Origin of the sequence: Pseudomonas sp. GOM6 (assembly GCF_029537485.1) — a bacterium.
Classification (GTDB): domain Bacteria; phylum Pseudomonadota; class Gammaproteobacteria; order Pseudomonadales; family Pseudomonadaceae; genus Aquipseudomonas.
Map to the genome: position 1 here is coordinate 17,506 of NZ_JARPUS010000008.1, position 14,307 is coordinate 31,812.

Consider the following 14,307-nt stretch of genomic DNA (forward strand, 5'->3'; position numbering starts at 1 on the left):
GGGCGGCATCCCGCTGGTTAGCGAGGCGCAGCCCCAATCGCGGCTAAAGCCGCTCCCACAGGGGCATTTGTGGGAGCGGCTTCAGCCGCGATTGGCACCACTCAGAAGCGCATCAGCCCCCGACTCAGTTCGGGCCGAAATCCACCAGCAGGCGCAGGTAGGAAATCAGGCTCTTGCCGCCGACGGTGCCCTGGTAGCCATGGCTGTCGAACTGGGTGCTCTTGACCATGTCGACGCGATAGCGCGGGTTGCGCTCGTAGGTGCGACCGAGGGTGCTGGTGGAGCGGCTGTCGAACAGGTCGGTGCTCACGGTCACGAACTCGCGCGGTTTGCGACGGCCGTTGGCACCGCTGTTGTTGGGGCTGCTGAAGATGTCGCCGGTGGCGGTCATGGCGCTGCTGTAGTACTCGCGGCCACGCAGGCTGGTCTTGCCGGCGCCGATCACGAACTGACCGGTCTGCGGGCGATACTTGTCGCCAGTGGTCAGGTAGCTGGCCAGCACGTCATACAGCGCCCAGCTGCTGCCGCTGCCCAGTTCGGTGTTGCGCAGGTCGAAGACGAACACGCCACCGGTGCCGAGCACTTCCATTTCCACCTGGCCAAGACTGGGATTGTTCTGCACCAGCAGGCCGGTGTTCTCGTCCACGCCGAAGGCGAACGCGGTGTTGGTGTAGTCGGCCAGGCGCACGATGCGGCCCTGACGGCCACGCTCGCTGAAGTGCGTATCGAGCAGGCCATAGTTGAAGAAACCGAAGCCGCCCTGAGGGTCATAGGACAGGTCATCGCCGGAAGGCGAGGTGTACGGCCCGTAGCGCAGCGCCTCGTAGCTCTCACCACCGGTGACCATCGGCCCGTCGACCATGATCGCGGTGCCCGCGCTGGTACCGGCCAGCACGGCGCCGGCGTTGTACTTGCTGCGAATCGCCGCCAGCGCCGGGCTGTCGCCACGACTGGCGGTCTGCAGGGTTTGCACCAGGCGCGACTGGTCACCACCACCGAAGAAGAAACCGGTCATGCCGTTGATCTGGTTGATCACGGTCGAGTTGCTGTTGTTGGCGATGTTATCGAGGTCGATGGGAATCCACTCGGCCTTCACCGCACCGTAGGTCTTCAGCAGATTGGCGTAGTACAGGCCGTTGGCCTTGGAGTTGGCCGCATCCGCGGTGCCGGCATCCGGGTCCTGGCTTTCGGGAATGGAGGCGGCGGTGATCACACCGATCTTGGCCTGGCCGCTACCGCCGGCCAGCTGAATGAAGCGTTGGTAAATCGCGGCATTGTCGTCCTTGAGCCCGCCACCGACCAGCAACAGCGCTCCGGCCGCATGCCCCAAACCGGGGATCAGTGCCATGACCAGAACGGCATGGCGACACAGCTTGCTCAGTTTCATCTTCAGTTCTCCGTGGCTGCCAGTGGCAGCGTCGTTGTGGATGTTTACTACGGGTACTGCGAAACCTGGGTCAGTAGACGCTGAAGCGGCGGAAGTACTGGCGCTCGATACGGCGATACACGCCGTTGTCGAGAATGGCCACCAGTGCCTGGTCAAGCCGCGCACGCAGCGCCTCATCACCCTTGCGCACGGCGATGCCCTGACCTTTGCCAAAGAATTTGGGCGCGACGACGGCATTGCCGACGCGCTCGAAGCCGGTGCCGCGCTCCGTCTGCAGGAAGCCGAAATAGCCGGATACGGCATCGTCCAGCACCAGATCGACCTCGCCCTCGAGCAGCGCCTGGTAGGTGTCGGCGGCGCTGTCGAAGCGCAGCACCGGCAGGTAGCGCTCGTAGCGCGCGGTCAGAAAACGGTCGTAGGTGGTGCCGCGTTGCACGCCAACGCGTTTCCCCTGCAAACGCAGCGGGGTGATGATGACCTCGTTGACACTGCCCTTGCGGGCGAAGAAGAACGCCGGGGTCTGGGCGTATTTCTGGGTGAAGTCCACCTGTTGCAGGCGCTCTTCGGTGATCGACATGGACGCCAGGATCAGGTCGGTCCGTTGTTGCTGCAGTGCCGGCAGCAGGTCATCCCAGGCAAAGCGCTGCAACTCGCAGTCGGCCTTCATCTGGGCGCAGAGCGCCGCGGCGATATCGACGTTGAAACCGCGAAGCTGGCCGTTCTGGTCGACCTCTTCGAACGGGGGAAATTGTCCTTCCATGGCGATGCGTAACGTCTGCGCCTGGACGGAAGCGGCCATCAGCATGGCCAACAGCAGGACACTCGCTTTCATATCCCACTCCCGGGAAGAAAAAAGGCGCCGGGCCGGCGCCTCAAGGCCAAAGGAGCAATCAAAAAAGCCTTGAAAAAAGAAGGTCGGCCCCCGCGCATGAGGACGGGGGCCGCCACCCATTTAGAGGATGCTCAGCGGGTAATCGACGATCACCCGGAACTCGTGCAGGTCGCCCTCGCCCTGGTCATCGTTGGCGTAGTGGAACGCCTGGCGCAGACGGATCGACAGATCCTTGGCCGGGCCTTCCTGAACCACGTACTTGATGTCGATGTCGGTTTCGCTGTGCTCGCCGTCGGCGCCGTAGTAGTCGACGTAGCCGCCATTGACGTCGGCATCGGTACCGTCGATGTCGGTACCCTTGACGTAGGTGACCTTGGTGGTCAGGCCCGGCACGCCCATTTCCGACCAGTCGTAGGTGTAGCCGATGCGCCAGGACTTCTCGTTGGGGGCGTTGAAGTCGGAGAACTGCATGGCGTTGGCAAGGAAGATGGAGTCGCCGCCGACATAGTCGAACGGGGTATCGCCATCGACCGCCTGGTAGGCCACCAGGAAGCTGTGCGAGCCCAGACCATAGGTAGCCGCCAGGCTCCAGGTGGTGTTGTCGATCTCGCCCTGCAGCGCATCACCGGTATCCTTGGTGCGGTACAGGTTGAAGTCGAAGTTCAGGCTCTGACCTTCAGTAATGGCCAGGTTGTAGTTGAGGTTGCCGTAGTACTGGTTCCAGGTCTCGTCGAACTGGGAGGCATACAGGCCCAGGCTCAGGTCGTCGTTGACGCTGTACCAGCCACCGGCGAAGTCGATGGTCTTGCCGATCTCGCCGCTGCCGTAGTTGAGCACCAGATCGTCGTCGCTATTGGTCGAGTTACGGTCGTTGTAGGCGGTGAAATGCCCCGCCTCCAGGGACAGACCCTCGATCTCGCCACTGGTGACGTGGAAGCCGGTCGCGGTTTCCGGCAACAGGCGGCTATGAGCGGTGGCGAATACCGGCGCTTCGGTACGCATCTCACCGTATTTCAGCACGGACTCGGAAACGCGCAGTTTCACCGCGCCACCGGCCTCGCCGTACTCATCCTGCGGACGCCCTTCGTCGCTGATCGGCAGCAGGCCGGTACCGGTGCGACCGCGACCACTGTCCAGCTTGATCCCCATGTAGCCGTAGGCATCGGCACCGATACCCACCGGGCCGGTGGTGAAGCCCGAGTTGTACTCGGCCATGACGCCGTGCGCCCACTCCTCGCGGTAGCTCTGGCGGCCGGGACGGTTCTTGAAGTCACGGTTCAAGTAGTAGTTGCGGTTGAGCAGATTGAGCTCGCTGTCCTCGATAAAGCCCTTGGCATCGGCCTGCCCGGCCATGGCCAGCTGGCTGCTGGCGGCCGCCACCGCCAGTGCAAGACAACTCAGTTTTACAACGTTCATGCTTCACTCCGTTTTTAGTGTTGTTGGGAGGCCCGTGACCGGACCTCTGGTTTTGCCGACCCCGTCAGACAAAGAGTTCCGGTGCGAACACCGCCGGGCGTGAGCCCTTGTTGATCACCGCCTCCAGGCACAAGCGTGAATTGCCCTCCGGCCAGCAGACGAAATAGCCAGCGCTTTTCTGGCGCTTGAGCTTGAACTTCCACTCCCGCTCGGCCAGGCCGCCAACGTCACGCAGGTCACGCTGCAGATCGATCACGGCGAAGAAACCGGCGGGCGTCTCCACCCGTTCGAGTACTCGGGCACCCTCGCCGATCAGCCCAGGCGCCGCGGGCGGCAGCTCCTGCAGCAGCTTGTCCAGGGCAAAGCGTTCGAGGTTGTTCAGTTGCATGGGCAGACTCACGTTTCACCTTTCGCGGGCATGACTTGCCCCGCTTCGCCTCGCGCTGCGCGGCGAACTCGGGACAGGAACTCGGGTAATCAGGTGGTTTTCGGGATACCGATCAGGCGCGCCAGGACGTGCGCCACTTCCTCGCGGCTGACCGGGCGCTGACCGTCGAGGCTTGCCTTGTCCAACCAGCCCTCGCCGACCAGCAGCGCCGCGGCCTGGGCCTGCTCGGCATTCAGCCCCGCCAGGTCGCCGAGCTGGGCGCTCTGCTGCAGGGACGTACGAGTAAAACGTTCCACCAGGGCCTTGCAGGCCAGCAGCCATTCACCCTGGCTGACATCACGCTGACCCTCGAAACGCTCGCCGCTGTTCATCCAGCCGTTGGACAGCACCACATCGATCTGCTCGCGCAGCGGATGCTGCTCCGCCACATCCGCCAGTTTCGGCAGCTTGTCCAGTGCCGGCTCCGCGGCCAGGGCCATCTGCAGGGTGTTGGCCAGCTCGAAACGAGTCAGGGCCCGCTTGGGTTCGAAGCGGTTGCTGGCGTCGCTGGTCATCAGGCCACGGAAGGTCACGGCACGCACCGCCTCCGGCCAGCGGCTGCTGGCCGCATCCTGCGGGCTGCTCTGCGCCGGATCGCGCAGCTGGGCATCCACCGGTTCGATGTCCAGGCGCACGCCACTGACGCTGTAGTTGGTCAGCGAATCGTGGAATTGGCTGTGGGCGGTGAAGTCGTCGGCCTTGGCGAAAGTAAAGCGATAGCCATAGTGGTAGCCATTACTCGGGTTGTAGCGGGTCATCAGCCCCTGTTGGCGCGCAGCGGTGTTGTCGGCCAGCCCGTACAGCACCGCACGAGAGATGGCCGAGACGCCGGACAGGTCGGTGATCAGCCGATTGCCTACCAGGTATTCGTTGCCCGCCGCGATGGCCTGCTTGCCTTTGGCCGGCTGCGCCTGGCCACTGGAAAGGTCGTACGTGTCGCCATGCCCGAGCATGCTCAGGCGCACGTTGTGCAGCTCGGTGCCATAGATGCCGAAGCGTTTGCGCGCCTGGCTGGCATCCATCACCGTCAGATAGCCCTCGCCGAGCACCTGCAGACGGCCGTCCGGCTGCACCCACATGGCGGTGTTGGTATCCAGACCGAAGCCTTTGGCCGGCTGCTGGCCGACCAGGTAGCTGGCCATGCGCGCCGCGCGACCACTGCTGGTTTCCTCGATCTGGTCGAAGTGCTGGTCGATGATGCCGCCCTGGAACAGCCCGGCGCCCTTGAGCAGGGCGGTACCGCGCTGATCGGTACGTGCGGCCACGCCGAAATCCAGGGTATCCATCACCACGCCGTAGGCGGTGGGCATGGTGGCGCCGAGAATGCTGGCACCGGCACTGGTACCGGCCACCACACCGCCCTTGTCATACAACCTGCGCACGGTCTTGAGGGTTTCCGACTCGCTACCGTCGGCGTTGTACAGCGCCCGGGCGATGCGCGCCTGATCGCCGCCGACGAACCACACCGCGGTGGCCTCAGCCAGCGGTTTGAGCACGGCGGCGTCGTTCATGGTGCTCAGGTAGTTCTGCTTGTCGATACCGATGATGCTGATCTGCTCGGCCGGCACGCCCATGGCCTGCAGCTCGCTCATGAAGCGCTTGCTTGAACCCAGGCTGCCGCTGGCGGTGGGCATGATGGCAATCCGCGCCTGAACCGGCCCGCCGGCCAGCTCGACGAACTTTGTGTACACCTCGCTGTTGCTGGCGCGCAGCATGCCGCCGACAGCCAACAGATGCCCCTCGGCCAGGGCCGAAAGGCTGCAAGCGGAAAGCATCAGGGCGGTGAGAACCACGCCAGGCTTGGACTGGATTGCCATTTGTTATTGCTCTTGTGCTGATGAGGACAGGACGCACAGCCGGAAGACAGGACGCCACGTTTGATTATTTTTTTTCACATATTCATCAATGTGAAATCTTGTATATCAAACTAAACCACCCAGCAAGCCCTCTTCAAAAGACATAATCCGTCCGATTGATCAGCTTAATCGCACATAAACCGCTCTATACAAGGGATCTCAAGGAAAACGGCAGGCCGATAAAAAATTTTCAAAATTTAATCCTGTTGACACAAATATTAGCCACGCATAGCTTGTTTGACACAAAACGCGTCACCCCTCTACCCAATCCGGCCTGGGCCGCCCACCTCGGCGCCCACCAGGGGCCTGAACCCACAAGGTTCTCGCTGCAATACCCCACCTGCCCGCCTCGCGGCGGGCGTACTCGCCCACGTATAGGAGTCACAAGATGAACAAGATCGCACTTCTCGGCGCCCTGGCGCTCTCTGCCTTCAGTAGCCTGGCGCAGGCCCAGGATTCCCTGCGTATCGGCATCGAGGCCGCTTACCCGCCGTTCGCCTTCAAAACCCCGGAAGGCCAGATCAGTGGCTTCGACTACGACATCGGCAACGCGCTGTGCGCCGAAATGCAGGTCAAGTGCGAGTGGGTCGAGCAGGCCTTCGATGGCCTGATTCCTTCGCTCAAGGTGCGCAAGGTCGACGCGGTGCTGTCGTCCATGTCCATCACCCCGGACCGCCTGAAGTCGGTCGACTTCACCCAGAAGTACTACCACACCCCCGGCAAGCTGGTGATGAAGACCGGCAGCGACGTGAAGGACCCGCTGGTCGATCTCAAAGGCAAGAAAGTCGGTGTGCAGCGCGCCTCGACCTACGATCGCTATGCCAGCGACACGTTCGCCGCAGCCGGTATCGAAGTGATCCGCTATGGCTCGCAGAACGAGGCCTTCCTTGACCTCACCTCCGGCCGCATCGACGCCACCCTGGCCGACGTCGTGAACATCAGCGAAGGCTTCCTCAAGACCGACGCCGGCAAGGGCTTCGCCCTGGTAGGTCCGGACTTCAATGATCCGAAGTACTTCGGCAATGGCGCCGGCATCGCCGTGCGCAAAGGTGACGCCGCCACCGCCGCCAAGTTCAACGATGCCATCGCCACCCTGCGGAGCAACGGCACCTACCAGCAGGTGCAAAGCAAGTACTTCGCCTACGACATCTACGGCCAATAAGAGCCGCCAGCCTGAAAGGTATCCGGCGCGTGCGGATACCTTTTTTTGCGCCAATGGCGCACCTCTGCCAGGGAAGCACCATGCAACGATTCGACTACCCCCTGCCCTGGAACAGCCCGGGCACCACCCGCCAACTGACCGTACTGAGCTTCGGCAGCGGCTCGCGCAAGGCCTATATCCAGGCCGCCCTGCATGCCGACGAACTGCCCGGCATGCGCGTGGCCGTCGAACTGCGCCGGCGCCTGGCCGAACTGGAAAGCCAGGGCCGCCTGCTGGGACGTGTCGACCTGGTGCCGATCGCCAACCCCATCGGCCTGGGCCAGATGTTTCAGGCCACGCACCAGGGCCGCTTCGACTTCAACAGCGGCAAGAATTTCAACCGCGACTTCCCCGCGCTTGTGCACGGCGTGCGTCAGCGCCTGCTGGGTCAACTCGGTGCAGACGCAGATGCCAACGTCGCTCTGATCCGCAGCGCCATGCGCGAGGTGTTAGACCAGCTACCGGCTGCCGGCAGTGCCGTGGAAGGCCTGCAGCGCCTGCTGCTGCGCCAGGCCTGCGATGCCGACCTGGTGCTCGACCTGCATTGCGACTTCGAGTCCGTTTTGCTGCTTTACGCGCTGCCGCAGGCCTGGCCGCAACTGCGCAGCCTGGCCGCGCACCTGGGCGCCGAAGCGGTGCTGCTGGCCGAAGACTCCGGCGGCCAATCCTTTGATGAAGCCTGCGCCGCGCCCTGGCTGCAGCTGGCGGCAGCGTTCCCGAACGCAGCGATTCCGCTCGCCTGCCTGACCGCCACCGTGGAGCTGCGCGGCATGGCCGACACCGAGGCGCACCAGGCCGCAGCCGATGCCGAGGCGATTCTCGCCTTTCTCGCCGAGCGCGGCTTCATCAGCGGAACCTGGCCCGACGCGCCCGCGCCGCGCTGCGACGCCACGCCCTTCGCCGGCGCGCAGTACGCCTACGCCCCGCACGCCGGCGTAGTCAGCTACCTGCAGCCGTTGGGCGCCCAGGTACGCTGCGGCGACCCGCTGTTCGAGGTCATCGACCCGCTCAGCGAGCAGCACTCGGTCGTCCACGCCAATACCGACGGTGTGCTCTACGCCCGCGAGCGCCTGCGCTTCGCCCAGCCCGGCCTGTGGCTGGCCAAGGTGGCGGGGGCAGAGCCGATCCGCAGAGGCCGCCTGCTCAGCGACTGAGACCAGCGCATTGCGCGCAGATCTTTCGGATACACTGCAGCCTCCAGTCGCCAGCCAGCTCAGTCCATGCAATCAGCCCAGAGCAATATCACGGTCTACGCCTCCCCGGTGATGCGCAAGCTCGCCGTCATCGCCCCGGATCTGCAGCCCTCGCTACGCAAGGTGGCTGACTTCATCCTGCGCCACCCGCTGAAGGCCGCGACCCTCACCATCGAGGAGCTGGCCCAGGCCACAGCCACCTCGCCGGCGGCGGTCAACCGCCTGGCGCGGGCCATGGAACTGAGCGGTTTCAGCGCGCTGAAAAGCGCCCTGGTGATGACCCTACAGGAGCTGGTATCGCCGGTGGACAAGCTGCGCAACGAGATGGCGCAGCGCAGCGATGGCAGCTTCGGCCTGCACGAGCATCTGCAGATCGCCACCAGCAACCTGACCGGCACCGCCAGCAGCAACAGCCGCGAGGCTTTCGATGCCTTCGTTGGCGCGCTGATGGCGGCCCGGCGCATCTACATCCTCGGCTTCGGCAACAGCGCCTACATGGCCGGCATCGCTGCCGCCAACCTGGTGCCCTACTGCGCCGACGCGGTGGCGGTGAGCATGGAAGGCGGCAACGAGAACGCCGCCTACCGCCTGGCCACCATCACCGATCAGGACGTGTTGCTGGCCATTTCCCTGCCGCGCTACTCGCTGGACACCCTGCAGCTGGCCCGCTTCGCCGTGGAGCGCGGCGCCAAGGTGTTGGCCATCACCGACACCCCGGCCTCGCCGCTGACGCCGATTGCCGACCACAGCCTGTTCGCCCCAGCCGAGCATCCGGTGCTGATCAGTTCCAACAGCGCCGTGCTGGCACTGATCGAAAGCCTGGTGGCCGCCGTGATGACCCGCAACAAGGAAGCGGTGGAACTGGCGGCCGAGCTGACCGAAAGCGTGCTGTCCTACCTGCACGTCCCCAACCCACCGCAGCCACGGCGCAAGCGGCCGATCAAGCGTGGCGGTTGAGGGCGATACGCATGCGGGTGCATTCAGCATCCGTGCACCTTCGCGCCAGCCCAGGCCCATGCCACGCAGACGCACACGGATGGACGACTTGCTGCCGTCACACCACCTCCTCAACAACCGCTCCAGGCGCCGACTGACAGGCAGCACTGTCGTGAAAAACCGCATTTCGTGATCGCCTGGTCAGGAAATTGCAAGAACGCTCGCACTGCCTGTCACCGCCGAGCGTCCCATGCCCCTGTACATCCCCTCGCACAGCCCCAACCCGGATAAAGCGCCAGGCCGTATCCGCCAGCACAACGAAGAGGTGATCCTCGCCGCCGCCGGCGAAGAGTTCGCCCGCCACGGTTTCAAGGGCACCAGCATGCAGGCCATTGCCGATAAGGCCGGGCTGCCCAAGGCCAACTTGCACTACTACTTCAACAACAAACTGGGCCTGTACCTGGCGGTGCTGGCCAACATCATCGAGCTGTGGGACAGCACCTTCAACCAGCTGACGGTGGACGACGACCCGGCCGAGGCCATCACCCGCTATATCCGCGCCAAGATCGAGTTTTCCCGCTGCAACCCACACGCCTCGCGGATCTTCGCCATGGAAGTGATCAGTGGAGGGCCCTGCCTGAGCCAGCACTTCAACCAGGATTACCGCACCTGGTTCCACGGCCGCGCCGCGGTATTCCAGGCCTGGATCGACGCCGGCAAGCTGGAGCCGGTCGACCCGCTGCACCTGATCTTCCTGATCTGGAGCAGCACCCAGCACTACGCCGACTTTGGTTCGCAGATCTGCCGGGTAATGGGCAAGACACGCCTGACCCGCCAGGACTTCCACGAGGCCGGCGACACCCTGGTACACATCATTCTCAAAGGCTGCGGATTATCCACAAAGCCTGTGGATAACTTCGTGGATAAAGCCTGAGCAAACCGCGCTATGGCCCTCTCCATGAGGGCTGCGTACAGGTTGCCGATTATTTGGCCAGCTGCCCTTTATCGACTTATCTCGTTGTTTTTATTGACTTTTATCCAAAAAGCCAAGCACTCCCCGAGATGGCGCACGCAGGCAAGGCGTGCACCACAGACGGGCAGCGGAAAAGTGGAAAACTCCTGCGCCGAGCGCAAAACCAGGCCCCACGGGCGCGGCGCAGAGTGCTCGGCGAAAGTTCCTGACTAATTGGCCAACAACTTGCTTATGCAACGCACCCTCACCTGATTCAGGGCTTTTCATGTCCAGCAGTAACACTCCTCCGCGCCTGGAGCTGCGTGCCATCACCAAGCGCTACCCCGGCACCCTGGCCAACGACCGTATCGACCTGCGCATCGACGCCGGTGAGATCCACGCCCTGCTCGGCGAGAACGGCGCCGGCAAGAGCACGCTGATGAAGATCATCTACGGTGTTACCGCACCGGATTCGGGCACGGTGTTGTGGCAGGGCCAGGCCGTGCAGGTGCGCGACCCCGCGCAGGCACGCGCGCTGGGCATCGGCATGGTGTTCCAGCACTTCTCGCTGTTCGAAACCCTCACCGTGGCGGAGAACATCGCCCTGGCCCTGGGCGCCGAGGCCGGCACGCCGAAGCAGCTGGAAGGCCGCATCCGCGAGGTGTCGCAACGCTACGGCATGGGCCTCGACCCGCAACGCCTTGTACACAGCCTGTCGATCGGCGAACGTCAGCGCGTGGAGATCGTGCGTTGCCTGATGCAGGACATCAAACTGCTGATCCTCGACGAGCCCACCTCGGTGCTGACCCCGCAGGAAGTCGACGAGCTGTTCGTCACCCTGCGCGCGCTGGCCGCCGAGGGCTGCAGCATTCTGTTCATCAGCCACAAGCTCGGCGAAGTGCGCGCCCTCTGCCACAACGCCACCGTGCTGCGCGGCGGCCGCGTGTCCGGCGACTGCGTGCCGGCCGAATGCAGCGACCTGGAACTGGCGCGCCTGATGGTCGGCGACGCCGAAGGCCTGGAAGCCAGCTACCCGAAAGTGGGCGGCGGCCTGCCGCGCCTGCGCGTGGACGACCTCAGCTGGCGTAACGCCGACCCGTTCGGCACCTCGCTCAGTCAGTTGCGCCTGGAAGTGCGCAGCGGCGAGATCGTCGGCATCGCCGGGGTCGCCGGCAACGGCCAGGACGAGCTGCTCGCCCTGCTCTCCGGTGAAACCCGCCTGCCGCGTGGCGAGCGCGAACGCATCAGCCTCGACCAGCTACCGATTGCCAACCTGCACCCGGACGCCCGGCGCCGCCTGGGGCTGGCCTTCGTGCCCGCCGAGCGCCTCGGCCACGGTGCGGTGCCGGACATGAGCCTGGCCGACAACGCCCTGCTGTCGTCCTTCCACCAGGGCCTGATCGGTGCCGGCCTGGTCAAGCGCGGCAAGGTGCTGGCCCTGGCTACGGAGATCGTGCGGCGTTTTGCGGTGAAAACCCCGGACGTGCACACCCCGGCGCGCAGCCTGTCCGGCGGCAACCTGCAGAAGTTCATCCTCGGCCGCGAAGTGATGCAGCAGCCCAAGCTGCTGGTCGCCGCGCACCCGACCTGGGGCGTCGACGTCGGCGCCGCCGCCACCATCCACCGCGAGCTGATTGCCCTGCGTGACGCCGGCGCGGCGATTCTGGTGATTTCCGAAGACCTCGACGAGCTGTTCCAGATCAGCGACCGCATCGGCGCCCTGTGCAGTGGTCGTCTGTCTCCACTCAAGGCCACTGCCGAGACCAACGTCACCGAGGTCGGCGGCTGGATGGCCGGCCAATTCGACAACCCTGCTGCTGCCTGAAGAGACTTCCATGTTGCTGACCCTCGAACCCCGCCTGCAGCAGTCGCGTCGCCACCTGTTGCTGTCGCCCCTGCTTGCCGGCCTGCTGACCCTGCTGTGCGGCGGCATCCTGTTCGCCGCCCTCGGCCATGATCCGCTGGCAACCTTCCACGTCCTGCTGATCGAACCGGTGCAGGACCTCTACGGCATCTCCGAGCTGCTGATCAAAGCCATCCCCATCCTGCTCTGCGCCCTGGGCCTGGCGGTGGCCTACCAGGCGCGCATCTGGAACATCGGCGCCGAAGGCCAGCTGCTGATCGGCGCCCTGGCCGGCAGTGCCCTGGCCGTGAACATCATCGACTGGGACTCGGCCCTGGCCCTGCCGGCGGTGATCCTCACTGGCATTCTGGCCGGCGCCCTGTGGGCGGCGCTGGCGGCCTGGCTACGCACCCACTTCAACGCCAACGAAATCCTCACCACCATCATGCTCAACTACATCGCGCTGAACCTGCTGCTGTTCTGCGTGCACGGGCCGCTGAAGGACCCCAACGGTTTCAGCTTCCCCGAGTCGGCCATGTTCGGTGACGCCAGCCGCCTGCCAGTGCTGTTCGAAGACCTGCGCCTGCACGCCGGTTTCTACCTGGTGCTGCTGGCCTCCGTGGTGGTGTGGGTGCTGCTGTCGAAGAGCTTCCTCGGCTTCCAGATCCGCGTGCTCGGCATGGACAGCCGCGCCGCCGGCCTGATGGGTTTTCGCGAGAAGCGCCTGGTGTGGCTGGCACTGCTGATCAGCGGCGGCCTGGCCGGACTGGCCGGGGTCTGCGAAGTCACCGGGCCGATTGGCCAGCTGGTGCCACAGGTGTCGCCGGGCTACGGCTACGCGGCGATCACCGTGGCCTTCCTCGGTCGCCTCAACCCCATCGGCATCCTCATCGCCGGCCTGCTCATGGCCCTGCTCTACCTGGGCGGCGAGAACGCGCAGATGAGCCTCAACCTGCCGCAATCGCTGACCGAGCTGTTCCAGGGAATGATGCTGTTCTTCCTGCTGGCCTGCGACCTGCTGATCCACTACCGCGTGCGCCTGAACCTGAAAAAGCGCCAGCCCGCCGCATTGCCAGAAGCGGCCAGCGCCTGATGCACACCGTTCTTTTTGTGGGAACGGCTGGGCGGCACTCCGCTTCAGCCGCGACTGGGGCCACCTCGGTGCCTGCGAAAGACATCGCGGCTAAAGCCGCTCCCACACCAAACCACAAAATCGCCACCCTTTCGTCCCCCTGCCGCCCCGCGCGTGCAGCCTGAGGCTTCAACTATGGATTTCGATCTCGTCAGCAACATCCTCTACGCCATGGTGCGCTGCGGCACGCCGCTGCTGCTGGTGGCCCTCGGCGAACTGGTCTGCGAGAAGACCGGCGTACTCAACCTCGGCCAGGAAGGCATGATGCTGTTCGGCGCGGTGATCGGCTTTATCGTCGCCTTCGCCAGCGGCAGCCTGTGGCTCGGCGTGTTGCTGGCCTGCCTGGCCGGGATGCTGCTGTCCTCGCTGTTCGCCCTGGTCGCCCTCGGCTGCCAGGCCAACCAGGTGGCCACCGGCCTGGCCCTGACCATCTTCGGCATCGGCTTGTCGGCCTTCGTCGGTGCCGCCTGGGTCGGCAAGCCACTGGCCGGCTTCGAGCCGGTCGCCATTCCGCTGCTCAGCGACATCCCGCTGCTCGGCCACATGCTGTTCAACCAGGATGTGCTGGTGTACCTGTCCTTCGCCCTGTTCGCCCTGATCGCCTGGGTGCTGCTGAAAAGCCGCCTGGGTCTGATCATCCAGGCCGTCGGCGAGAACCCCGACGCCGCCAGCGCCATGGGCCTGCCGGTGATGCGCGTGCGCACCCTGGCCGTGCTGTTCGGCGGTGCCATGGCCGGCATGGCTGGCGCCTACCTGTCGCTGGCGTATACGCCGATGTGGGCGGAAAACATGAGCGCAGGCCGCGGCTGGATCGCCCTGGCCCTGGTGGTGTTCGCCAGCTGGCGAGTGATGCGCGTGCTACTCGGCGCCTACCTGTTCGGCCTGGCCAGCATCCTCCACCTGGTGGCCCAGGGCATTGGCCTGAGCGTGCCGTCCAACCTGCTGGCCATGCTGCCCTACGTGGCGACCATCGTGGTGCTGGTGATCCTCTCGCGCGACGCGATCAAAACCCGCCTGTATGCCCCGGTATCGCTGGGCCAGCCGTGGCGGGCGGGGCATTGAAATCCTACGTGGCATAGTGACTGAAAGACATCGTGGCTAAAGCCGCTCCCACAAAGGCTAATCCATACCT

Annotated in this window: 12 protein-coding genes; 7 read left to right on the forward strand and 5 right to left on the reverse strand. The window is 64.6% G+C overall.

Going from position 1 to position 14,307, the window contains the following annotated elements; all coding sequences use genetic code 11:
• Window positions 1–124: 124 nt before the first annotated feature.
• From P7A97_RS11160 to P7A97_RS11180, 5 genes are all read right to left on the reverse strand, one after another.
• Window positions 125–1,387: a cyanophycinase gene (locus tag P7A97_RS11160; RefSeq protein WP_277690018.1), complete on the reverse strand. Its 1,263-nt coding sequence runs from the start codon at window positions 1,385–1,387 to the stop codon at window positions 125–127.
• Between the two features lie 70 nt (window positions 1,388–1,457).
• Window positions 1,458–2,219, reverse strand: coding sequence for a transporter substrate-binding domain-containing protein (locus tag P7A97_RS11165; RefSeq protein ID WP_277690019.1), 762 nt, complete (start codon window positions 2,217–2,219; stop codon window positions 1,458–1,460).
• Between the two features lie 120 nt (window positions 2,220–2,339).
• Entirely contained in the window at window positions 2,340–3,635 is a 1,296-nt protein-coding gene (locus P7A97_RS11170) for an OprD family porin (RefSeq protein WP_277690020.1), read from the reverse strand.
• Between the two features lie 64 nt (window positions 3,636–3,699).
• Window positions 3,700–4,023: a hypothetical protein gene (locus P7A97_RS11175; protein ID WP_277690021.1), complete on the reverse strand. Its 324-nt coding sequence runs from the start codon at window positions 4,021–4,023 to the stop codon at window positions 3,700–3,702.
• Between the two features lie 89 nt (window positions 4,024–4,112).
• Window positions 4,113–5,879 (reverse strand): cyanophycinase, encoded by a 1,767-nt coding sequence (locus tag P7A97_RS11180; RefSeq protein WP_277690022.1) that lies wholly within the window; start codon window positions 5,877–5,879, stop codon window positions 4,113–4,115.
• A gap of 427 nt (window positions 5,880–6,306) precedes the next feature.
• On the opposite strand from P7A97_RS11180, the gene P7A97_RS11185 reads away from it, so the two are divergent.
• From P7A97_RS11185 to P7A97_RS11215, 7 genes are all read left to right on the forward strand, one after another.
• Window positions 6,307–7,080 carry an ABC transporter substrate-binding protein gene (locus P7A97_RS11185; protein ID WP_277690023.1) on the forward strand — a complete coding sequence of 258 codons (774 nt, stop codon included), beginning with the start codon at window positions 6,307–6,309 and terminating at the stop codon, window positions 7,078–7,080.
• A gap of 80 nt (window positions 7,081–7,160) precedes the next feature.
• Complete coding sequence (locus P7A97_RS11190) at window positions 7,161–8,273, forward strand: succinylglutamate desuccinylase/aspartoacylase family protein (protein ID WP_277690024.1); 1,113 nt, start codon at window positions 7,161–7,163, stop codon at window positions 8,271–8,273.
• A 66-nt stretch (window positions 8,274–8,339) separates the two neighbouring features.
• Window positions 8,340–9,269, forward strand: a complete 930-nt coding sequence (locus P7A97_RS11195; protein WP_277690025.1) for a MurR/RpiR family transcriptional regulator — start codon at window positions 8,340–8,342, stop codon at window positions 9,267–9,269.
• A gap of 229 nt (window positions 9,270–9,498) precedes the next feature.
• A complete protein-coding gene (locus P7A97_RS11200) occupies window positions 9,499–10,182 on the forward strand; it encodes a TetR/AcrR family transcriptional regulator (protein ID WP_277690026.1) in 684 nt (227 codons plus the stop codon).
• Between the two features lie 304 nt (window positions 10,183–10,486).
• A complete protein-coding gene (locus P7A97_RS11205; RefSeq protein WP_277690027.1) occupies window positions 10,487–12,025 on the forward strand; it encodes an ABC transporter ATP-binding protein in 1,539 nt (512 codons plus the stop codon).
• Window positions 12,026–12,035: 10 nt separating this feature from the next.
• Window positions 12,036–13,136: an ABC transporter permease gene (locus tag P7A97_RS11210; protein ID WP_277690028.1), complete on the forward strand. Its 1,101-nt coding sequence runs from the start codon at window positions 12,036–12,038 to the stop codon at window positions 13,134–13,136.
• A 174-nt stretch (window positions 13,137–13,310) separates the two neighbouring features.
• On the forward strand, window positions 13,311–14,237 hold the full coding sequence (locus P7A97_RS11215) for an ABC transporter permease (RefSeq protein ID WP_277690029.1): 927 nt from the start codon (window positions 13,311–13,313) through the stop codon (window positions 14,235–14,237).
• Window positions 14,238–14,307 lie beyond the last annotated feature (70 nt).

Excerpts from the sequence above, each read along its gene's own strand:
- P7A97_RS11160 (WP_277690018.1), bottom strand. The coding sequence starts at position 1,387 with ATGAAACTGAGCAAGCTGTGTCGCCATGCCGTTCTGGTCATGGCACTG.
- P7A97_RS11165 (WP_277690019.1), bottom strand. The coding sequence starts at position 2,219 with ATGAAAGCGAGTGTCCTGCTGTTGGCCATGCTGATGGCCGCTTCCGTC.
- P7A97_RS11170 (WP_277690020.1), bottom strand. The coding sequence starts at position 3,635 with ATGAACGTTGTAAAACTGAGTTGTCTTGCACTGGCGGTGGCGGCCGCC.
- P7A97_RS11175 (WP_277690021.1), bottom strand. The coding sequence starts at position 4,023 with ATGCAACTGAACAACCTCGAACGCTTTGCCCTGGACAAGCTGCTGCAG.
- P7A97_RS11180 (WP_277690022.1), bottom strand. The coding sequence starts at position 5,879 with ATGGCAATCCAGTCCAAGCCTGGCGTGGTTCTCACCGCCCTGATGCTT.
- P7A97_RS11185 (WP_277690023.1), top strand. The coding sequence starts at position 6,307 with ATGAACAAGATCGCACTTCTCGGCGCCCTGGCGCTCTCTGCCTTCAGT.
- P7A97_RS11190 (WP_277690024.1), top strand. The coding sequence starts at position 7,161 with ATGCAACGATTCGACTACCCCCTGCCCTGGAACAGCCCGGGCACCACC.
- P7A97_RS11195 (WP_277690025.1), top strand. The coding sequence starts at position 8,340 with ATGCAATCAGCCCAGAGCAATATCACGGTCTACGCCTCCCCGGTGATG.
- P7A97_RS11200 (WP_277690026.1), top strand. The coding sequence starts at position 9,499 with ATGCCCCTGTACATCCCCTCGCACAGCCCCAACCCGGATAAAGCGCCA.
- P7A97_RS11205 (WP_277690027.1), top strand. The coding sequence starts at position 10,487 with ATGTCCAGCAGTAACACTCCTCCGCGCCTGGAGCTGCGTGCCATCACC.
- P7A97_RS11210 (WP_277690028.1), top strand. The coding sequence starts at position 12,036 with ATGTTGCTGACCCTCGAACCCCGCCTGCAGCAGTCGCGTCGCCACCTG.
- P7A97_RS11215 (WP_277690029.1), top strand. The coding sequence starts at position 13,311 with ATGGATTTCGATCTCGTCAGCAACATCCTCTACGCCATGGTGCGCTGC.